This window comes from Rhizobium sp. C104 (assembly GCF_022354505.1).
Classification (GTDB): domain Bacteria; phylum Pseudomonadota; class Alphaproteobacteria; order Rhizobiales; family Rhizobiaceae; genus Rhizobium; species Rhizobium redzepovicii.
Window position 1 is genome coordinate 2,051,614 of record NZ_CP092348.1, and the last position, 21,639, is coordinate 2,073,252.

Below are 21,639 nucleotides of genomic sequence, written 5' to 3' on the forward strand. Positions count from 1 at the left end.
ACCGCCCCGCTGTTGACGTTTTTTATTCTTAGGTCATGCTGTCAAGAAACGGCACGGTCTCGACAAGGAAATTTCCGCGACAGATGAATACGCAGACAACGCCATCTCCGCAGTTTTATCTGACGGCTCCGGCTGCGTGTCCGTATCTGCCGCATGAGATGGAGCGTAAGGTGTTCACCCATCTGGTCGGCCCGCGCGCCGCCGAGATGAACGACATCCTGACCCAGGGCGGTTTCCGCCGCTCCCAGAATATCGCCTACCGCCCGGCCTGCGAATCCTGTCGCGCCTGCGTTTCCGTGCGTATTCTCGCCCAGGAATTCGAGCCGACGAAATCGATGAAACGGGTGCTTGCCGCCAATTCCGACGTCATTGCCACCGAATTCACGGCCCAGCCTTCGAGCGAGCAATATTCGCTTTTCCGCCGCTATCTCGATTTTCGCCACCAGCAGGGCGGCATGTCCGACATGACAGTGCTCGACTATGCAATCATGGTTGAGGACACGCATGTGAACACGCGAATTGTCGAGTACCGGCGGCGTGAAGAAGGCTCCGGGCTGGAACAGCGGCCGAAGGGCGAGCTGCTTGCCGCCGCGCTGACCGACACGATGAGCGATGGGCTGTCGATGGTCTATTCCTACTTCAATCCCGATCTCGAGCGGCGGTCACTCGGCACCTTCATGATTCTCGACCATGTCAGGCGCGCGAAAGCGCTGGGCCTGCCGCATGTCTATCTCGGCTACTGGGTTCAAGGGTCGCGAAAAATGGACTATAAGACGCGCTTCCAGCCGCAGGAGCACCTGACACCGCGCGGCTGGGAACGTTTCGATCCCTTGTCCATGCCCGAAAGCCCCCACGACTGAATGTCCACCGCTCTTTCCGATCATCGGAAGGGCCTGCTGCTGACGGCGATCGGCGGGCTGGCGCTTTCCATGGATATTCCGCTCGTCCGCCTTGGCGGCGGCGACATCTGGTCGATCCTGGGCATGCGAAGCGCAGCCACGGTTGTCGCCACGCTCGTCATCCTTGCAGCAATGCGCGTTGCCTCGGGTAAATGGCCGGTGCTCGTTCCGGGGCGAGCCGGCCTGCTCGCCGGTCTGCTCTACGGCCTCTCATCCCTCACTTTCGTGCTGGCCGTCTTCAATACGACCACAGCCAATGTCGTCTTCATCGTCGCCTTCAACCCGATGTTCGGGGCGCTCCTTTCCTGGACTTTCCTCAAGGAGAAGCCGCAGGCCGCGACGCTGATCGCCATGCTGTTCATGATCCTCGGCGTCGGATTGATCGTGCGCGAAGGGCTTTCCAGCGGTCATTTTTTCGGCGATGCCATGGCGCTTCTCAGCGCGTTTATTCTTGCCGCAGCTATTACAATCGGGCGCGCCTCGCGCCGGGATATGGGCTTCGTGCCGCTGCTTGCCGCTATCCTGCCGGCCGTGCTCGGCCTCGCGCAAGCTCTGCCCTCAGGGCTTTCCATCGCCGATCCCGGCTGGATTCTCGTCAACGGCGCCATCGTCATGCCGGTCGCCTTCTGGTGCCTCGCGACCGGGCCGCGTTACCTCTCCGCCCCGAGGTCGGCATGTTCTATCTGCTCGAAACAGTGCTCGCCCCAATCTGGGTCTGGCTGATCTTTTCGGAAACGCCGGCGACGATGACACTCGTCGGCGGCGGCATCCTGATAGCGGCGATCGCCGGGCATTGCTTCTGGATGGTGCACGGCAGAAGCATCAGGCCATTGGCGGGATAGGCGTTGTCGCTCAACCGGTAGCCTTCATCTGCTGCTGTTCCAACTCCCTGCCAAGTCCTTCGAGCACGTGCGCCCAGCCTTGCCGGGTTTTTTCCTCGTGTTCGGCCCATTCGGCGCACATTTCGTGGGTCAGCGTCAGGCGGCTGCCGCCGCCGAGCGGTTCGATGTCGATTTCGACTCGGTCGCAATTGTGGTCGTGGTCCTCGACGGAAAAGCTGAAGACCATGCGTTGCGGGCGCTTCAATTCCAGGAAGACGCCCTGGTGAAAGGCGTCGCCGGTGGGACGGCGGTCGACGATGAAGAAACGGCCGCCGACATGCGGATCGATATCGGCGCGGATGACATGACCGTCATCGGTGGCAAACAGAAAGCGGCGGGCGATTTCGGGGTTGAGCCAGGCGTCGTACACGACAGCAGGCGGAACCCTGTAGGTATGGCTGACATGCAATTTGATGGTGCTGGCGGGCATCGATTTTCCTCCGGTAACGGCGCGCGCCTGCTCCAAGCGCGCGGCCCACAGCCGTTCCGTCCGCCCACAGACCGGCCTTCTCTTGTTTTGGATAACAGCGAAGAGATAGAGAAGTTCCGGCGCCCGCCAAGAGACGAGCACGGAATTTTTATATCGCTAGCCCGGAACCGCTGCGCGCTTGCGGGCGACAAAGTTAGAGCATGATGTCGCCCGAAAACCGCTCACACTTTTCGGCATCACGCATTAACCGGCGAATTTGCCGCTGCGCGGAAAACCCTTCGGCACGGTGCGGCCGGCGGTGGCGCGGTCGGCCAGCCATTCCGCAAGCTCGTCCTTGTTCTTCGTGAAGGTGCGGCCGGCGCTGTCTTCCCAGACGAGGCCGCCCGATATTGCGAAGCAGCGGACGTCGGAAATGCCGCCATCCTTGTAACGCTGCAGGCGCACGCCCTTGCCGCGCGACATTTCCGGCACCTGTGCCAGCGGGAACACCAGCAGCTTGCGGTTTTCGCCGACGACGGCGACATGGTCGCCGCTGACGGGCACGAGCAGCTGCGTCTCCTCGGGCAGCGCGACGTTCATGATCTGCTTGCCCTTGCGCGTATTGGCGACCAGCTCGGCCTCCGGAACGACGAAGCCGTTGCCGGCTGTCGAGACGATCAGCTGCTTGCGCGACGGATCGTGGACGAAAGCCGTCAGCACCGCCTGGTCGTTGTCCATGTCGACCATGATGCGCAGCGGCTCGCCATGGCCGCGACCGCCCGGCAGCTTGTCGCCGCCAAGGGTGAAGGCCTTGCCGCCTGTCGTGACGATCAGGATCTTGTCCGTCGTCTGCGCCGGAAAGGCTATCTTCAGGCCGTCGCCCTCCTTGAAGGTCAGCGTCGCCGTATCGGCGATATGGCCCTTCAGCGCTCGGATCCAGCCCTTTTCGGATATGACGACGGTGATCGGTTCTTTCTCGATCATCGCCTGCTGGATTGCTTCCTCGTCGGCCTCGGGTGCGTCGGCAAACTGGGTGCGGCGGCGGCCGACCTCGGTCGCCTTGGCGAATTTCTTCTTCACTTCGCCGATTTCCCAGGCGACCGTCTGCCACTGCTTGTCGTCGGAGGCAAGCAGCGCTTCGATCTCGCCCTTTTCCTTGGTGAGTTCGTCGAATTCCTTGCGGATCTCGAACTCTTCCAGCTTGCGCAAGGCGCGCAGCCGCATGTTGAGGATCGCCTCGACCTGAATGTCGGTGAGATCCCAGCGCGCCATCATCACAGGCTTCGGCTCATCCTCCTCGCGGATGATCCTGATCACCTCGTCGATGTTGAGATAGGCGATCAGAAGGCCGCCGAGGATTTCGAGACGCCTGTCGATCGCGGCCAGTCGGAAGCGCGAGCGGCGCTGCAGCACCTCGCGGCGGTGATCCAGCCACTCCTTCAGCACTTCGTTCAGCGCCATGACCCGCGGGATGCGGCCCATGGACAGCACGTTCATGTTGAGCGGGAAGCGGCTTTCGAGCTCCGTCAGCTTGAACATCGATTCCATCAGGATCGTCGGATCGACGCTGCGGGTCTTCGGCACCAGGACGACACGGATGTCCTCGGCCGATTCATCGCGGATGTCCTCCAAGAGCGGCAGTTTGCGGGCGATCAGCAGCTCGGCGATCTTCTCGATCAGCCGCGACTTCTGCACCTGGAAGGGAATTTCGGTGATGACGATCTGGTAGCCGCCGCGGCCGAGATCCTCGGTTTGCCACTTCGCCCGCACGCGGAAGCCACCGCGGCCGGTGCGATAGCTCTCGATGATGCTGTCGCGGCTGTCGATGATGATGCCGCCCGTGGGGAAATCCGGGCCGGGAATGAATTCGACGAGCTTTTCGACGGTCGCATCCGGATGCTTGATCAGATGCAGCGCGGCGTCGCAAAGCTCGTGGGCATTGTGCGACGGGATCGAGGTCGCCATGCCGACGGCGATGCCGGAGGAGCCGTTGGCGAGCAGGTTCGGGAAGGCGCCGGGAAGGACGGTCGGCTCGGAATTCGATTCGTCGTAGGTGTCGCGGAAATCGACGGCATCCTGATCGATGCCTTCAAGCAGCAGTTCGGAGACCGCCGTCATCTTCGATTCGGTGTAACGCATGGCGGCGGGGCTGTCGCCATCGATATTGCCGAAATTGCCCTGGCCGTTGACCAGCGTGTAGCGTTGCGAGAAGTCCTGGGCGAGACGGGCAAGCGCATCATAGATCGACTGGTCGCCGTGCGGATGGTAGTTACCCATCACCTCGCCGACGATCTTGGCGCATTTCCTGAAGGCCGACGTCGGCCTCAGCCCCATCTCGTTCATCGCGTAGACGATGCGGCGATGAACGGGCTTCAGCCCGTCGCGCACGTCAGGCAAAGCACGGTGCATGATGGTCGACAGCGCATAGGCGAGATAGCGCTGCTCGAGCGCCGCCTTGAGGTCGACCGGTTGGATGTGATCGTCGTCTCCGCCGGACGGCGGCAAAATCTCTTGTCCCATAGGTTCTGACTAGCCCAGAAGAGGCTGGCGGGCAAGGAATCCAGGCCATTGCAGCTGTGGATGAAGTCTTGGCACCGACATCAAAGGATGAGACAAACGTTCGGCCGCAATTTGGACTTCGTTTGCCGTTCCTTTCAACGGAAATTTAGAAGTCCGCAAATATAAAGCGGGCCCAATCCGTAGTAGCGTAACTGCAGATTTCCAACCGCCACACGCCACCAGAGGAATCACCCCATGAATTTTTACCGGACAACGCGGCTGATGCTGTCGGGCGCCGCCTTTTTCTCGCTCGCCGGCTCGGCGTTCGCTCTCGACGGCACCGATCTCTTGAAGAAGATCAATGCCGCCTATGCCGCCCAGGGTGGGACGATTGCGGCTGACAGCGTCGATATCGACGGCACGACCGTCACGTTGAAGAATGTCACCGTCAAGCCGACCGGCGGCGAAAGCCTGCCCATCGGCGAAATTACCCTTTCCGGCGTCGAAGAAGACGAGGACGGCGGCTATTATATCGAAGAAGCCGCCTTCCCCGACATCAACAAGACGCAAGACGGCGTCACCGTGACGGCGCAGGAACTGACGCTCGGCGGCATCTCCGTGCCGGCAACGCCGGGCGGCGACACGCTCGACACCATGATGCTCTATGAGACCGCGCATATTGGCCCGGTGAAGGTGGTCAAGGACGGTGCGGAAGTGTTCTCGCTGCTCGAAAGCAACATGAACCTGACGCTGCGCGAAGACGAATCCGGCTTCGATTTCGACGGCGCCTTCAAAAGCATGAAGGCCGATCTGACCAAGACCGAAGATGCGCAGAGCAAGGATGCGATCGAGAAGCTCGCCCTGCAGCACGTCCAGGGCGACATCACCATGAAGGGCGCCTGGGAACTCGCCCCCGGCACGGTCGACATTTCGGAATTCGCCTTCGACTTCACCAACGTCGGCAAACTGAACCTCGGCTTCAAGATTTCGGGCTACACGATGGCCTTCATGAAATCGATGCAGGATGCGATGAAGGAATCCGAAACCAACCCGAACAAGGAGCAGTCGCAGCAGGCGCTCGGCCTCGCCATGCTCGGCCTGATGCAGCAGCTTTCCTTCGAAGCGGCGCAGGTGCGTTTCGACGATGCCTCGATCACCAAGCGTGCGCTTGATTACGCTGGCTCGCAGCAGAACATGTCGGGCAAGCAGATGGCGGATTCGCTGAAGGCGATGACGCCGATCATGCTGGCGCAGCTCAACATCCCGGAACTGCAGAACGCCGTTTCGGCTGCGGTCAACACCTTCCTCGACGACCCGAAGAGCCTGACCGTCAAGGCCGCTCCTGCAAAGCCGGTGCCCTTCCCGACGATCGTCGGTGCTGCCATGGGCGCTCCGAACACGTTGCCGCAAGTGCTCGGCGTCAAGGTTTCGGCCAACGACTGATCGCTTTACTCTTGCGGTGAAAGGCCCAGCAATGTGTGACTGACTCCAATAGTCGGTGTCAGTCACGGATTGCCGGGCCTTTTCGATTCAAACGCGGTGTCGGGCGAGTTCTGAGATGGCGAGGCTTGCGATATCGAGCAACTCCTCGAGCGATGCGCCGTCCCTTGCCTGCACGGACATGCCCTGCACGATAGCGCCGAGGAATCGCGCCAACGCACGCGGATTCGTCTCCGCGCTTATATCGCCCTCGCGGATACCACGCTCGATCCTTGCCGCAAAAGTATCCAGCGACCGACGGCGCAGCGCCGCGACATGGTCGGCGATCATGTCGTTCTCGCTGGCGCAATTCAACGCAGCCGTCGAAATCATGCAGCCTTTCGGATGTTCCGGTGCCGAAAATATCGCCGCCGACCCCTGCAATATCCGTTCGAAGGCAGAGACGGTGTCGATCGGCTCGCCGAGCGCGGAAAAGGTACCGGCGCCCAGCGCTCTATATTGCTCCAACGCCGCGCGGTAGAGATCGGCCTTCGAGCGAAAGGCGGCATAGAGGCTTTGCGGCGTAATGCCCATGGCGGTCGTGAGATCGGCGATCGAGGCGCCTTCGTATCCATGCGCCCAGAAGGTCTCGCGGGCGGCCGCGAGAACCGTCTCGCGATCGAAGGCGGGCGGGCGGCCGCGGCGGCGCGCCGAAAGATTTTTCATCTCTGGACTATTTTTCACAACGATCACTCTAGATATTCCGCCTGATCCATCTAATTCAGGAATGGTCATTGTGATTATAGAAGGTTTGATCTGATGAGTCTTCCCCTCGAAACGACACGTGCCAACAAGAATTCCCTGCTTTCCGCGGGCGTCGACGCGGCAATTGCAGATGCGCTTGACGACAGGCGCCTGGTCGGAGCGGTCGTGCTCGTCGCCCGCGACGGAGAAATCATCCACCGCCGAGCAGCAGGCCTCGCCGACCGCGAAAACGGCCTGGCAATGCGCGAGAATACGATCTTCAGGCTTGCCTCTATCACCAAGCCCATCGTCACCATCGCCGCGATGCGGCTCGTCGAGCAGGCGAGAATCGACCTTGGCGACGCGGCGACCAGATGGCTGCCGGAATTCCGACCAAAGCTGCCCGACGGCAGCGAGGCGACCATTCGTATCCGCCACCTGCTGACCCATACATCAGGCCTCGGCTACAGCTTCTCAGAAGAGGACGACGGTCCCTACATCCGCGCCGGCATTTCCGACGGGCTCGACCAGCCGGGACTGGCGCTCACTGAGAATCTCAGGCGGATCGCCAGTGTGCCCTTGCGTTTCGCACCGGGCAGCGACTGGCAATATTCCCTTGCTATGGATGTTATCGGCGGCGTCATCGAGGCGGAAACCGGCGTGCCGTTGGCTGAGGCCGTCGCCGAACTGGTGACAAGACCACTCGGGCTTGCCGACACGGCGTTTTCGGTTCGTGACCGCAGCCGGCTCGCCGCCGCCTATATGAACGCTTCACCCGAACCGGCGCTGATGGGCGAAAATGCGCTGGTGATGTCGCTGATGGGTCCGATCCGCTTCGCCCCAGACCGCATCTTCGATCCCGCCTCCTATCATTCGGGCGGCGCCGGCATGGCGGGAACGGCTGATGACGTTCTGGCCGTACTTGAAACCATCCGCAGGGGCGGTGCACCGCTGCTCTCGAGCGACACCGTTGCGATGATGATGACCGACCAGTCCGGCGGGCACCGCCAGCGGTATGAACCCGGCTCGGGCTTCGGCTTCGGCTGGTCCGTCATCACCGATCCGGCCGAGGCAGGCGTCCCCTTCCCCAGAGGCACGGTGAAATGGGGCGGCGTCTACGGCCACAGCTGGTTCATCGATCCGGTCAACGGAGTGACCGTCGTTGCGCTGACGAACACGACGCTGGAGGGCATGTGGGGCAAGTTCACGGTCGATCTGCGCGAGGCGATCTACGCGGCCTTGTGAGCGACAGCAAAAAGCCCGACGACACCTGAACGGTCGCCGGGCCTTTCACATTCGGGATCGGACGATCCTCAGTCCTTCTTGACCGGCGGGATCGGCCGGATCGAAAGCTCGCGCAGCTGCGTCGGGGTTGCCGGGCTCGGGGCGCCCATCAGCAGATCCTGGGCCTGCTGGTTCATCGGGAACAGCGAGATTTCGCGCAGGTTTTTGGCGCCGACGAGCAGCATGACGATGCGGTCGATACCGAAAGCGGCACCACCGTGCGGCGGCGCGCCGTACTGGAAGGCGCGGTATAGGCCGCCGAAGCGATCCTCGACATCCTGCTGGCTGAGACCGACCTTCTCGAAGGCGGCGACCATGGTTTCCGGCGACTGGTTGCGGATCGAGCCCGAGGCGATTTCGAAGCCGTTGCAGACGGCGTCATACTGGAAAGCCTTGATCGTCAACGGATCCTGGTTCTGCAACGCGTCCAGGCCGCCCTGCGGCATCGAGAACGGGTTGTGGGCGAAGTCGACTTTCTTGTCTTCCTCGCTCCATTCGAAGAAGGGGAAATCGACGATCCAGCACAGTTCGAAGCGGTCGCGGTCAACGAGGTTCAGTTCCTCGCCGGCCTTGGTGCGCGCCTCGCCGGCAAACTTGTAGAACTTTTCCGGTTCGCCGGCGACGAAGAAGCAGGCGTCACCATCGCCGAGACCAAGCTGGGTGCGGATCGCATCGGTGCGCTCCTCGCCGATGTTCTTGGCAAGCGGGCCGGCACCTTCGAGCTTGTCGTTTTCACTGCGCCAGAAAATATAGCCGAGGCCCGGCTGGCCCTGGCTCTGTGCCCAGGCATTCATGCGATCGCAGAAGGCGCGCGAGCCACCGGTCTTGGCCGGGATCGCCCAGATCTGGACCTTTGGGTTCGAGGCGATCATACCGGCGAAGACCTTGAAGCCGGAACCGGCGAAATGCTCGGTCACCGCTTCCATGACGATCGGGTTGCGCAGGTCCGGCTTGTCCGAACCATATTTGCGGATCGCTTCGTCATAGGGGATGCGCGGCCACTCCTTGGTGACCGGCTTGCCTTCGGCGAACTCCTCGAACACGCTTGTCATCAGCGGGCCCATCGTGTTCCAGACGTCCTCCTGGGTGACGAAGCTCATTTCGAGGTCGAGCTGGTAGAATTCACCCGGCAGGCGGTCGGCGCGCGGGTCTTCATCGCGGAAGCACGGCGCGATCTGGAAGTAGCGGTCGAAGCCGGCGACCATCAGCAGTTGCTTGTACTGCTGCGGCGCCTGCGGCAGCGCGTAGAATGTGCCGGGATGGATGCGCGACGGCACGAGGAAGTCGCGCGCGCCTTCCGGCGAGGAGGCCGTCAGGATCGGAGTCGTATATTCGGTGAAGCCGACATTGCCCATTTCGCGGCGCATGGCCGAGATCACCTGGGTGCGCTTGACAATGTTCTTATGCAGCGTTTCGCGGCGGAGATCGAGGAAGCGGTATTTGAGGCGGACGTCTTCCGGATAGTCCGGCTCGCCGAACACCGGAAGCGGCAATTCCTTGGCAGCGGAGAGCACTTCGATCTCCTGGGCGTAGAGCTCGATTTCGCCGGTCGCCATCGCCTTGTTGACGGTATCTTCGGTGCGGGCCTTGACGAGGCCGTCGATGCGGATGACCCATTCGCCGCGCACGGTCTCGGCCATCTTGAAGGCCGGGCTGTCCGGATCGGCGACGACCTGGGTGATGCCATAATGGTCGCGAAGGTCGATGAAGAGAACGCCGCCATGGTCGCGGACGCGATGGACCCAGCCGGAGATACGGACGGTCGAGCCGACATCCGTCTTGCGGAGGGCGGCGCATGTGTGGCTGCGATAGCGATGCATGATCTCAAATCCTGGAATGTGGCTTAAGACGGCAGCAAGGGTTCAAAGACCCTCAAGCGCCGACAAGAAAATCGGGCGGAAAAGCGCATGGACGCTCCGATTTGTCAAGGCTTGGCGCGTGCCGCCCACGCGTTTGGCACGCGTTTGTGGCAACGCAGCGGCCCGTATGCTGCGGCAGTTTGGCCGCGCTTCGCGTATTGATGAAGAAGCTGGTCAACTTTAAAAGGATCGGCATTCTCACTGTGGAGCGCCCGCATGCCCCTCCTGACCCGTCGCAATCTTCTCAAGGCATCCGTCGTGGCGGGCGCCTATGGCGTCGGCCTCGGCATTGCCGGCAAATTCGGGCCTGCCGAGGCGGCTCCCGAGCCGCAGTTGCTGACGGCTGTCAAGACCGAGGCGATGCTGACCGAGATCGGACCGACCCGGGAGATCATGAGCTGGGGCCATGACGGCATGCCGCCGGTTCTCAGGATGACGAAGGGACGCCCCTATGCGGCGCGGCTGAAAAACGGGCTCGACGAGCCGACGACGATCCACTGGCATGGGCTTCGCATCGATAACCGCATGGACGGCGTGCCCTTCATGACGCAGCCCTATGTCTATACCGGCGACAGCTTCGACTATGCCTTCACGCCGCCGGATGCCGGCACCTTCTGGTATCATCCGCATTGCAATACGCTGACGCAGATGGGGCACGGCATGACCGGGGTCCTCGTCGTCGAAGATCCGGCCGACCCTGAATTCGATGCAGAGGTTGTCCTGAACCTGCGCGACTGGCGGCTCGGCGGCGACGGACAGTTCATCGCCCCTTTCCGGCCGCGTGACGCCGCGAAGTCGGGCACCTACGGCACGGTGCGCACCGCCAACTGGCATCGGGAGCCGCAATATGACGCGCCGGCCGGCGGGCTGGTGCGGCTGCGCATCGCGGTCACCGACGTGACGCGGATCTTCTCGCTGAAGGTTGAAGGCGCCGATACGACCGTCATCGCCATCGACGGCAATCCGGTGCCGAAGCGTTTTCCCCTCGACCTGCTGCAGATCGGTCCGGGCCAGCGGCTCGATCTTGCCGTGCGCATGCCGGATAGAGAAGGCGCTGTCGCGACGCTCGAGGATATCCGCGGCACGACACCGAAGACGATCGCCAGCCTGCGTGCCACCGGGCCGTCGCTGAAGCGTGAGGTCGGTGATCTCGGGCCGCTTGCCGAAAATCCGGTGGCGAAGGCCGATCTTTCCACTGCCGAGCAGATCCCCTTGGTGCTGAGCGCCACCGCCGAGAATACCGCCACTGAGAGCATTTGCGGCACGCTCGGCTATAGTTTCTGGGCGATCAACAAGGTGCCGTGGCCGGGCGACACGCCGGATCCGACGGCGCCGCTGGCGGAATTGAAGCTCGGCCGGAGCTATGTCTTCAATCTGGAAAATGTCACGCCGCATGCGCATCCGATCCATCTGCACGGGATGAGCTTCACGGTGATCTTCTCTTCGACGCGGGAGGTGATGCCGCTCGTCTCCGATACCTATCTCATCCAGCCGGACGAGAAGGTGCAGCTCGCCTTCGTCGCCGACAATCCCGGCGACTGGCTGCTGCATTGCCATATCATCGAGCACCAGAAGACCGGAATGACCAGCTACCTCAGAGTGAGTTGAGGCAGTCTGTGCCGCAGTTTGGACGTTATTCTTAGCCAGCAATGCGCGAAGCTTATGCTGTTGTATTGACATATCGAAGCGAAAGGAGAAGGAAGGTTCAACCGACCTTTTCCTTGCGAATGAAATGATATGATCGAAACCACCGCCGATTTGGCGGCCGCCTGCAAAGAGCTGGCCAAGTCCGACTTCATCACCATTGACACCGAATTCCTGCGCGAGACGACCTTCTGGCCGGAGCTTTGCCTGATCCAGATGGCAAGCCCGACGACCGAAGTGCTCGTCGATCCGCTGGCCAAGGGCATCGATCTTGCCCCCTTCTTCGAGCTGATGGCCGATACGAAGGTGCTGAAGGTCTTTCACGCGGCCCGCCAGGACATCGAAATCATCTTCAATCGCGGCAATCTCATTCCGCATCCGATCTTCGACACGCAGGTCGCCGCGATGGTCTGCGGTTTCGGCGACAGCGTCTCCTATGATCAGCTGGTCAGCCGCATCAAGAACATCCATATCGACAAGTCGTCGCGCTTCACCGACTGGAGCCGCCGGCCGCTCTCCGACAAGCAGCTGGAATATGCGCTGGCCGACGTCACCCACCTGCGCGACGTCTATCTGTCGCTGAAGGCCGAACTCGATCGCGAAGGCCGCACCTCCTGGCTCTCCGAGGAAATGGACATTCTCGAGGCGCGCGAAACCTACGATCTGCATCCTGACGATGCCTGGCAGCGGCTGAAGATGCGCCTGCGCAAGCCGCAGGAGCTGGCGATCCTGAAATTTGTCGCCGCCTGGCGCGAACGCGAGGCGCGTTCGCGCAACGTGCCGCGTTCGCGGGTGCTGAAGGATGATGCGATCTACGAGATCGCCCAGCAGCAGCCCAAGGATACCGAAGCGCTCGGCCGGTTGCGCACCATTCCCAAAGGCTGGGAGCGCTCGACTTCCGGCGCCGCCGTCATCGAGGCCGTCAACGCAGCACTCGCTCTTCCGAAAGCCGATATGCCACATGTGCCGCGCCAGGCGCAGGCGCCCGAAGGGGCCGCTGCTGCCGTCGAATTGCTAAAGGTACTCTTGAAGCTGATTTCGGAAAAGCACGGCGTGGCGCCGAAGGTGATCGCCAACAGCGAAGATCTCGACAGGATCGCCGCCGAGGGCGAGAAGGCCGAAGTCGCGGCCCTCAACGGCTGGCGGCGCGATCTTTTCGGCGAGCCGGCGCTGCAGCTGATCCAGGGTCAGATCGCTCTGCGCTTCGTCGGCCGCAAGGTCGAAACGGTCAGCCTCTAGGTTCAAGTGCCTCGGCGCCTTTGCGCGTCCGCGCGGCGTTGTAAGACGATATTCGAATTCGCTTGACGCTTTTTTCCCAGCTGAAACAATGGCTGACGGCAAATCACGGCGAAGAGGCGGCATGCGGGAAATATCTCCGACGCAGAACTGGATCCTGATCACGATGGTTCTGGCTGCCAGCGGCGTGGTCTATGATCTGATGTTCTACTCCAACCAGACGCCCGTTGTCGGCGCGATCTTCGCGCTGTTCATCGGCATGCCGATCATCGCCTTCGAGCGCAAGGCGCTGTTCCGCACGCTGTACAGACGTATTCAGAAGCTGCCGACCTTCGCTTTCATCATCAGCGAGCTGGTGATCTACGAAATCCTGATGAGCATCGGCTTTGCCTGTGCCGCTCTGCTGCTCTCATCGCTCGGCATGGTGAAGCCAACGTCGTTCCTCGATCTCGTCATCATGCCCTACGAGGTCTTCCTCTATGCGCTTGCCGTCTGCTCGGCGCTGATCTTCATCCTGCGCGTGCGGGAACTGCTCGGCCGCGAGGTATTCGTCAGCATGCTCGTCAGCCGCTACCGCAATCCGGTCAGGGAAGAGCGTGTCTTCCTGTTCATCGATCTGGTCAACTCGACGGCTTTTGCCGAAAAGCACGGCGACCTCCGCGCCCAGCAATTGCTGAGCTCGCTGTTTGCCACCTTCGCCGAGCCAGTCAGGCGCCATAAGGGCATGATCAACGACTATGTCGGCGATGCGGCAATCATCACCTGGCCGCTTGCCCGCGGCATCAAGGGCGCGCGCTGCGTGCGCTGCATCTTCGACATTCTCGCCGATATCGAAGCCAACGCCGCCGGCTGGCGGAGAAGCTACGGACAGGTGCCGAAGCTGCGCGCCGCCCTTCACGGCGGCGAGATCATCACCGCCGAAATTGGCGTCGATCATCACAAGATCAGCTATTTCGGCGACACGGTGAACACCACCGCCCGCCTGGAAACGCTCTGCCGCAGCCTGAACCGGCCAGTGCTGATTTCGGCCGAACTTGCGCGGCGCATGAAATTTCCCGACGATATTTCCTGCGAGGATCTCGGCACCCATGCCGTCAAGGGGCGCGGCCAGGCGCTCGGCGTCATGGCGCTTTCCTCGCGCGCCGTCACCGTGCTGAACACACCTGCCGTCATTCTGCACGGCTGAGCAAACGCTTTTAACCCGCGTCACCAAAGCTTCACCCAACCGTCAATTCGCTGACACGGAAGCCCTGCAAAGCGGATGCCATTCGCATCCGTTCCATGGGGATATTATGAAGAACGTCCTTTTTGCTTCCGTATCGCTTTTCATCCTGATGACCGGCTCCGCTTCGGCCGACCAGCAGCAGTTTCCGGCCAAGCTCGCCGGCCAGGCGATCCTGCCTGCCAACACCATGGTTCCGGCTCCGGCCGATGCCCCTGAATTCCTGAAACATTCCGGCAAGTTCACGACGGCGGACCGCAAGCGCACCGAAGCGCTCGGAACGGTGCCCGGCAAGGACGGTGCCCGCGTCACCGACCTGAGGCTCCCCTTCGACGGTCAGGCGATCCAGGGCTTCTCCGGCATCAAGACGATGGCCGACGGCACCTTCTGGACGCTGACGGACAACGGCTTCGGCTCGAAGGCCAATTCCTCCGAACTCCATGCTCTTCCTGCACCAGATGAAGTTCGACTGGGCAGCCAACAAGGCCGAAGTCGTCAAGAACCTCTTCCTCTCCGATCCGAACAAGATCGCCCCTTCCCAGTCGTGCTGGAAGGCACCGATACGCGTTACCTCACCGGCGCCGATTTCGACATCGAATCGATCCAGCCGGTTGCCGACGGTTTCTGGCTCGGCGACGAATTCGGTCCCTACATCCTGAAGGTCGATAACGAAGGCCGCCTGACGGACGTCTTCCCGACGACGCTCGATGGCAAGCCGGTGCTTTCGCCCGACAATCCGCTGATTCAGCTTCCGGGCAATCCGACCGCGAAGATGCCGGTCTTCAATCTGAAGCGCTCCGGCGGCTTCGAAGGCCTCGCCATGTCGAAGGACGGCACCAAGCTCTACGGCCTGCTCGAAGGCGCCATCTACAAGGATGACGGCCAGATGGAATCGGCCGACGGCCACACCGCCGTCCGCATCATCGAGTTCGACGTCGCCGCCAAGAAGTGGACCGGCCGCAGCTGGCTCTATCTGTTCGAGGACAAGGGTGTCTCGATCGGCGACTTCAACATGCTTGACGACACCACCGCTCTCGTCATCGAGCGCGACAGCGGCGCCGGCACCAAGGACAAGGCCTGCGCCGATCCGAAGCAGCCGAAGCCGGATTGCTTCGAGGCCCCGGCCGAACTGAAGCGCGTCTACAAGATCGAGTTCAACGACGCCAATGCCGGCAAGGCCGTCCGCAAGATCGGTTATATCGACCTGTTGAATATCCAGGATCCCGACAACAAGAAGAAGGCCGGAGCCAAGGACGGCGTTTACGACATGCCGTTCGTGACGATCGAAAACGTCGACCGTGTCGACGCCACCCACATCATCATCGGCAACGACAATAACCTGCCCTTCTCGGCCGGCCGCACCGTCGACAAGGCTGACAATAACGAGTTCAGCCTGCTTGAGGTTGGCGAGTTTTTGAACGCGAAATAAGTTTGGGTTGATGTGAGATGGAAGGGGCGGTGCGTGAGCGCCGCCTTTTTCGTTTGGTTTGGTGGGTACATCGTACGGCATCCATGCCAGGCCCCTCTGCCCTGCCGGCCATCTCCCCCACAGGTGGGGAGATCACAAGTGGCTCACGCCACCTGCCCATCTACCGTTTCGTCGCGCTGCCACGCCAATTTTTTTGGGAAACCGGTGCGCCCGGCGATCTCCCCACCTGTGGGGGAGATGGCCGGCAGGCCAGAGGGGACTGGCACGGCACGACGACCATTGCACCACCCTACTCGAACCGGAACGCCAGCCTCTTGTTCGTCAACCTCGATAGCTGCTGCAATCGCCCGTCCAGGCGTTCGCCGGCGAAATCGCGGTATTCGGGGGGCACGACGAATTCGAGGTCAAGGTCCGGGTTCGACGATTTGCGGAAGCTCAGGCTTTTGACGATGCCGGGCATCGAGGCCGAGAACAGATCGACGACGCGCAGCATACCGCCGAGCAGCTTGGCGCGTTCGATGAACTGGGGGGTGGCGATCTGCGCCAGAGGGCCGGTGGCGCCGTCATCGTGCAGGCCTTCGAAACGGTAGTAATTTGTCAGCGCGATGAAGGCGCGGCCGGGATGGCTGATGCCGACGAAGGAGGAGTGGGCGATGACGTTCAGCGCCTGCAGGCCGCGATAGTCGGGATGGGCGCGCCAGCTGATATCGGCAAGCAGACAGGCGGCCTGACGATAGCGGCTTTCCTCTTCGGTTTCCTGGACGCCGAACAAGGGCATCATGCGGCCCGTCCATTCCGCCAGCTCACGGGCATGCTCGGGCGAACGGGCACGCAGGATCGCTAGCTCGCCGGCAGCGGCCAGCAGCGGATCCAGGCGGCGCTCGGCCTCCGACAGCAGCGAATAGAGATATCCCTCGCGCACGCCCTGCGCCGAGAAGGAAATGACCGATGGTTTCATCGCGCTCAGCACTTCCGTCATGGCGACGGCGCCGAAGGGCAGCAGCGAACGGCGGTGCTTGGAAACGGCCTGAAACGCAGGCTCCCTCGAATCACGCGCACTTACCACCTGTTCGAGGAACAGCATTATCGCTTCAAGCGATACCTCGTAGCCCTGCATCATGTGCAGCGGATAGTTTGTGATTTCCATGTGCAGCTTGGCGATGTTTCGCCAGGTGCCGCCGACGGCGTAGAAGGTGCGCCCCTCGCCTTTCGACAAGAGCTTTGCCGTCTTCACCTGCTTGCGGGCAAAGGTGCGTGCCTTGGAGAGCGAGCCGCCGGCATATTCCGACAGGCGCAGGCCGCCGAGCGGCAGCGTGATGCCCTTGCCAAACTCCTTGCCCTTGATATCGATCAGCTCAAGCGAGCCGCCGCCGAGGTCGCCGGCGATGCCATCAGGATTGAAGAAGCCGCTGATGATGCCGAGCGAGGCGAATTTCGCCTCCTCCTCACCGGAGAGCACACGGACCTTACGGCCGAGGATGGTTTCCGCCTGGTGGATGAAATCGGGCCCATTGCTCGCCTCGCGGGCGGCGGCCGTCGCCAGCACATACATGGTGGCGGCGCGCGCCTGATCGGACAGGGCCTTGAAACGGTGCAGCGCCGCCAGGGCCCTGATGACGCTGTCTTCATCCATCTTGCCGGTGACGGCTATGCCTTTGCCGAGGCCGCAGAGGACCTTTTCGTTGAAAAGAATGGTCGGCGAGCGGGACATGCCTTCGTAGACGACGAGACGAATGGAATTCGATCCAATGTCGACAACGGAGACCGGGGCGATCCCCGGAAGGCGCCCCTGGGCTTCAGATTCAACCATTTAGGTCCAGTTTTACTTGTTGTTGCGGCCTTCGAGCAGGCCGGCGATCAGTTTCGGCGCGCTGGACTTCAGAGCTTCACCACGGCCTGACAGGCTCGGATTGGTCATGAAGTACTGCTGCGCATTGAACGGTTCCTCGCCTCTGCGCACTTCCATGCGCCGCGACGTACCGTCGGGCAATATCTCGTAGCTTTGTTGATTGTCAATCACGTTGCCGAGCATAATCTGGGACAAAACCTGCTCGTGAACGGTCGGATTCGTCAGCGGAACCATGGTTTCGACGCGTCGGTCGAGATTTCTCGGCATCATGTCGGCCGAACCGATATAAACCAGCGCCTTGTCGGACGGCAGGCCGTGGCCGTTGCCGAAGCAAAATATGCGGCTGTGTTCGAGGAAGCGGCCGATGATCGACTTGACGCGGATATTCTCCGAAAGACCGGGCACCTGCGGACGCAGGCAGCAGATGCCGCGCACGACAAGATCGATCTCGACGCCGGCATGGCTGGCGCGATAGAGCGCGTCGATGATGTCGGGATCGACAAGCGAATTCATCTTCATCCAGATCGCGGCCGGGGCGCCATTCCTGGCATGCTGGATCTCTTCCTCGATGTGGCGCAGGATGCGCGGGCGCATCGTATAGGGCGAGATGGCAAGCTGCATGCCCTGTTCCGGCTCACCGTAGCCGGTGATGAAATTGAAGATGTTCGCCATGTCGTGGGCGATGACCGGATTGCAGGTGAAATAGGACAGGTCGGTATAGATCTTCGCGGTGATCGGGTGGTAGTTGCCGGTTCCCAAGTGGCAATAGGTCCGGAGCTTGCCTTCCTCGCGGCGGACGACCATCGACATCTTGGCGTGGGTCTTGAGCTCGATGAAGCCGAAGACGACCTGCACGCCGGCGCGCTCGAGATCGCGCGCCCAGCGGATGTTCGCCTCCTCGTCGAAGCGGGCCTTGAGCTCGACCAGCGCCGTCACCGACTTGCCGGCTTCGGCGGCATCGACCAGCGCACGCACGATCGGGCTGTCGTTGGAGGTGCGGTAAAGCGTCTGCTTTATCGCCAGGACGTCAGGATCGCGCGCAGCCTGGAGAAGGAACTGGACCACCACGTCGAAAGATTCATAGGGGTGATGGACGACCATGTCCTTTTCGCGGATGGCTGCGAAGCAGTCGCCGGCATGTTCGCGGACGCGCTCGGGAAATCGCGCATTGTAGGACGGAAACCTGAGATCCTCGCGGGGCGCTTTGGTGATCTCGGACAGAGTGTTCAGCGCCAGAAGGCCCGGCAGAACGGCGACGCGATTATCTGGGATGTTCAGCGCCTGGACGACGAACTGGCGCAGCGAAGCCGGCATTTCCAGAGTCGGTCTCGATGCGGATGACCTTGCCGCGGCGGCGGCGCTTCAGCGCCGTTTCGAAAAAGCGGACAAGATCCTCCGCCTCTTCCTCGACTTCGATATCGCTGTCGCGGATGACGCGGAACGTACCGGAGCCCTGCACTTCGTAACCCGGGTAGAGCCGATGGATGAAGATGTTGGCGACATCCTCAAGCGTGATGTAGCGGATGGTGTTTCCATCATCCGGCAGACGGACGAAGCGGTCGAGCGCCGGCGGCAGGCGTAGCAAGGCCGTCATCGGCTCGCGGCCGTTCTTGCTGACGAGCTGCAGGCCGATCGAGAAGCCGAGATTCGGAATGAAAGGGAACGGATGGGCTGGATCGATCGACAGCGGCGTCAGAACCGGAAAGATCGCCTGTTCGAATTCGGTGGCAAGCCACTGGCGGTCGGCATCGCTCAAGGCGCCGGGGCGGACGATCAGTATGTCTTCCTTGGCGAGATATTGCTGCAGCACGGCGAGCGAGGCCTGCTGCTCCATCTGCAGATGGTCGATCTCCTGCAGGATCGAATCGAGCTGCTCGGCCGGCGTCTTGCCGTCCGGACTGCGGATGACGATGTTCTGGCGTACCTGGCCCTCGAGGCCGGCGACACGCACCATGAAGAATTCATCGAGGTTGGCAGCCGAGATCGACAGGAAGCGGACCCGCTCGAGCAGCGGATGCTCGGTATTCAAGGTTTCTTCCAGGACACGGCGGTTGAACTGCAGCCAGGAGAATTCTCGGTTGATGAAGCGCTCGGGGCTCTTGAGCAGCTCTTCCAGCGGGGGCGTGTTGTCGTTGGTTTCCGGAGTGAGTTCCTGATGCTCTGCGACTGCGCTATCCATGGTCTACCCCGTTCTCAATCGCCGAAGGCAATTATATCAGTTTCACGACGGAACTGTGACAGTCAATCGGCCAAGTCCGAATTTCCCAATTCATTCAATACTTCAGCAGCAAGAGACCGGGTGATCTTCGTGCCCCGTGACAGGGCGAGCCTGTCAAGCCGTTCGACGATCATCTGGGCCGCGTTCAGCGACCGCTCCATCCGGTTGACGATATAGAGCACGAGTTTGTCATCTATATAAAGCTGGCGGTCGGCGAACAGCTTGACGATCACCTGCGACAACAGCGCCTCGTCGGGTTCGCCTATCTCGACGACGGTCGCAGCCTTCAGGCGCGAGCGCAGATCGGGCAGCAAAACCGGCCAGGAGATCGGCCAGAGACGGCTGGTCATCAACAGGCTGGTGCCGTTTTCGCGCACGCTGTTGATGACATGGAAGAGCGCATTGTCGTCGAAGCCGAGCCGGTCGGCATCCTCGAACAATACCGGCCCGGCGGCGGCGGCAATCGCCGCCTCCGAGCCCAGCTCGGGATGGATGTCGACGGCGCCGCTCAATTCCCGCCAGATGCCGGCGAGATGCGATTTTCCCGAACCGACCGGGCCGGCGAGCACGACGACCGGCGACGGCCATGCCGGCCAGGCATCGACGATCGACACCGCGGCGGCGAGGCGCTCCGAGATCAGGAGATCGTCGCGGCCGCTGGCGGCATCGTGCGAAAAGACCAGCGGCAACTGCTCTCCGGCCTTGCGCTTCAGATCAGCGTTCTTCACGTCATTCATTGGGAACTGATTTCGTCTTCCGGGCGCGGCCACCGAGCGACCCGCCAAAATAAAGATCACTCTGAAGGTAGCGTGAAAGCGCAAAACGAACAAGGACGCCGACCGCCGCGGCGGCCGGCACGGCGACCAGAAGCCCTACGAAACCGAAGAGCGCGCCGAAGGCAAACAGCGCAAACATCAGCCAGACCGGATGCAGGCCGACGCTGGAGCCGACGAGCTTCGGCTGCAGGATATTGCCCTCCAGGAACTGGCCGCTGAAGAAGACGGCCAGCACCAGGCCGATCCAGGGATAATCCGGCCAGAATTGCACAAGCGCCACGCCGATGGCGAGCACGAGGCCAACCAGCGAGCCGACATAAGGAATGAAACTGATCATGCCGGCGAAGAGCCCGATCAGCAGGCCGAAATTCAGACCGACGAGAGATAGGCCGACGGCATAATAAATGCCGAGGATGAGGCAGAGCGAGCCCTGGCCGCGGATGAAGCCGGCGATCGCCTGGTCGATCTCCTTGGCGATCTGGCGGACATCATTGATATAATCGCGTGGGATCCACTGATCGACCTTGGCGACCATGCGGTCCCAATCGAGCAGGATGTAGAAGGCGACGACGGGAGTGACGACGAGCAGCGATATGACGTCGACGATCGCCTTGCCGGAATTCCAGATCTGCGCGAAGAGCCCGGTCAAGAAGCCCATGCCTTCGGAGAGGATGCCGGAGAGATTGTCCTTGATCGTGCCTGCCTGGCTCTTGACCCAGTCCGGCAGCAGCGAATTCTGCGTCTGGGTGACAAACTGCTGCAACTGGTTGATATAACCCGGCAGCCGCTCGGCGAAATCGTTGAACTGACTGACGAGCACCGGAATGAGGATCATCAGCGCCAGGGCGAAGGTGATGACGAAGGCGATCAGGATGACGACCGTCGCCATCATGCGGCTCAGACCCAGCCGCTCCAGCCGGTCGGCCACCGGATCGAGGAAATAGGCGATCGCCATGCCGGCGATGAAGGGCAGCAGGATCGAGCTGAAAACATAGAGAAAGACGATGAAGAAGGCGAGCACGCCCAGCCAGAAGAAAATCTGACGCTTGAGACTGTTGCCGCTGACTTGCTGTGGCATCGCTTCCCCGCTGATCGCTTTCCGCCGCCAAACGCCGCATTCGAACCGACGCGGCCATTCAGCACATAGGATGCAGGCGCAAAGATGGTCAACCCTGTCGCGGCAAATCCCGGAAAGGCCGGTTGAAGACGCGGGAAATTGGGGGCTTTTGCCATGCGGCGCTTGCATAAAAGCCCCTGTCATGCAATTGCGA

The 21,639-nt window shown here is 61.6% G+C and carries 14 protein-coding genes and 2 pseudogenes; 8 read left to right on the forward strand and 8 right to left on the reverse strand.

All coding sequences use genetic code 11. The features are described 5' to 3' along the window. Window positions 1-83 precede the first annotated feature (83 nt). Both MF410_RS11325 and MF410_RS11330 read left to right on the forward strand, forming a co-directional pair. Window positions 84-860: an arginyltransferase gene (locus tag MF410_RS11325; RefSeq protein WP_097627072.1), complete on the forward strand. Its 777-nt coding sequence runs from the start codon at window positions 84-86 to the stop codon at window positions 858-860. Next, window positions 861-1,741: pseudogene (locus tag MF410_RS11330) on the forward strand (DMT family transporter). A gap of 10 nt (window positions 1,742-1,751) precedes the next feature. On the opposite strand, the gene MF410_RS11335 reads toward MF410_RS11330, so the two are convergent. Together MF410_RS11335 and parC are read right to left on the reverse strand one after the other, a co-directional pair. After that, window positions 1,752-2,210, reverse strand: a complete 459-nt coding sequence (locus MF410_RS11335; RefSeq protein ID WP_012557206.1) for an SRPBCC domain-containing protein — start codon at window positions 2,208-2,210, stop codon at window positions 1,752-1,754. A 243-nt stretch (window positions 2,211-2,453) separates the two neighbouring features. After that, window positions 2,454-4,709 carry a DNA topoisomerase IV subunit A gene (gene parC, locus MF410_RS11340; protein ID WP_097627068.1) on the reverse strand — a complete coding sequence of 752 codons (2,256 nt, stop codon included), beginning with the start codon at window positions 4,707-4,709 and terminating at the stop codon, window positions 2,454-2,456. Window positions 4,710-4,943: 234 nt separating this feature from the next. Between parC and MF410_RS11345 the strand changes: the two genes are divergently transcribed. Then, on the forward strand, window positions 4,944-6,131 hold the full coding sequence (locus MF410_RS11345) for a hypothetical protein (RefSeq protein WP_097627066.1): 1,188 nt from the start codon (window positions 4,944-4,946) through the stop codon (window positions 6,129-6,131). An 87-nt stretch (window positions 6,132-6,218) separates the two neighbouring features. Here the strand turns inward: MF410_RS11345 and MF410_RS11350 are convergent, their stop codons facing one another. Beyond that, a complete protein-coding gene (locus MF410_RS11350) occupies window positions 6,219-6,860 on the reverse strand; it encodes a TetR/AcrR family transcriptional regulator (protein ID WP_097627063.1) in 642 nt (213 codons plus the stop codon). Between the two features lie 66 nt (window positions 6,861-6,926). Here MF410_RS11350 and MF410_RS11355 point away from each other — a divergent pair, with 66 nt between their 5' ends. Next, window positions 6,927-8,096, forward strand: a complete 1,170-nt coding sequence (locus MF410_RS11355) for a serine hydrolase domain-containing protein (protein WP_131711065.1) — start codon at window positions 6,927-6,929, stop codon at window positions 8,094-8,096. A gap of 68 nt (window positions 8,097-8,164) precedes the next feature. On the opposite strand, the gene aspS is transcribed toward MF410_RS11355, so the two are convergent. Further along, window positions 8,165-9,955, reverse strand: a complete 1,791-nt coding sequence (gene aspS, locus MF410_RS11360; RefSeq protein WP_097627059.1) for an aspartate--tRNA ligase — start codon at window positions 9,953-9,955, stop codon at window positions 8,165-8,167. A gap of 255 nt (window positions 9,956-10,210) precedes the next feature. Between aspS and MF410_RS11365 the strand changes: the two genes are divergently transcribed. The 4 genes from MF410_RS11365 to MF410_RS11380 all read left to right on the forward strand — a co-directional run bounded on the left by MF410_RS11365 (window position 10,211) and on the right by MF410_RS11380 (window position 15,525). After that, the gene (locus MF410_RS11365; RefSeq protein WP_097627057.1) at window positions 10,211-11,602 is read left to right on the forward strand and encodes a multicopper oxidase family protein; all 1,392 of its coding nucleotides are present in this window, start codon (window positions 10,211-10,213) and stop codon (window positions 11,600-11,602) included. Between the two features lie 129 nt (window positions 11,603-11,731). Beyond that, entirely contained in the window at window positions 11,732-12,877 is a 1,146-nt protein-coding gene (gene rnd, locus MF410_RS11370; RefSeq protein WP_097627055.1) for a ribonuclease D, read from the forward strand. 121 nt (window positions 12,878-12,998) lie between these two features. Next, window positions 12,999-14,060 carry an adenylate/guanylate cyclase domain-containing protein gene (locus MF410_RS11375; protein WP_239620391.1) on the forward strand — a complete coding sequence of 354 codons (1,062 nt, stop codon included), beginning with the start codon at window positions 12,999-13,001 and terminating at the stop codon, window positions 14,058-14,060. 106 nt (window positions 14,061-14,166) lie between these two features. Further along, window positions 14,167-15,525: an esterase-like activity of phytase family protein gene (locus MF410_RS11380; RefSeq protein ID WP_239620394.1), complete on the forward strand. Its 1,359-nt coding sequence runs from the start codon at window positions 14,167-14,169 to the stop codon at window positions 15,523-15,525. A gap of 289 nt (window positions 15,526-15,814) precedes the next feature. Here the strand turns inward: MF410_RS11380 and ppx are convergent, their stop codons facing one another. The 4 genes and pseudogenes from ppx to MF410_RS11400 all read right to left on the reverse strand — a co-directional run bounded on the left by ppx (window position 15,815) and on the right by MF410_RS11400 (window position 21,446). After that, the gene (ppx, locus tag MF410_RS11385) at window positions 15,815-17,335 is read right to left on the reverse strand and encodes an exopolyphosphatase (protein WP_239620397.1); all 1,521 of its coding nucleotides are present in this window, start codon (window positions 17,333-17,335) and stop codon (window positions 15,815-15,817) included. A 12-nt stretch (window positions 17,336-17,347) separates the two neighbouring features. Continuing rightward, window positions 17,348-19,553: pseudogene (locus MF410_RS11390) on the reverse strand (RNA degradosome polyphosphate kinase). A gap of 62 nt (window positions 19,554-19,615) precedes the next feature. Continuing rightward, the gene (gene hdaA / locus MF410_RS11395) at window positions 19,616-20,329 is read right to left on the reverse strand and encodes a DnaA regulatory inactivator HdaA (protein WP_239620398.1); all 714 of its coding nucleotides are present in this window, start codon (window positions 20,327-20,329) and stop codon (window positions 19,616-19,618) included. Beyond that, window positions 20,322-21,446 (reverse strand): AI-2E family transporter, encoded by a 1,125-nt coding sequence (locus MF410_RS11400; protein WP_097627044.1) that lies wholly within the window; start codon window positions 21,444-21,446, stop codon window positions 20,322-20,324. The genes hdaA and MF410_RS11400 overlap by 8 nt, the downstream gene beginning before the upstream one ends. Window positions 21,447-21,639 lie beyond the last annotated feature (193 nt).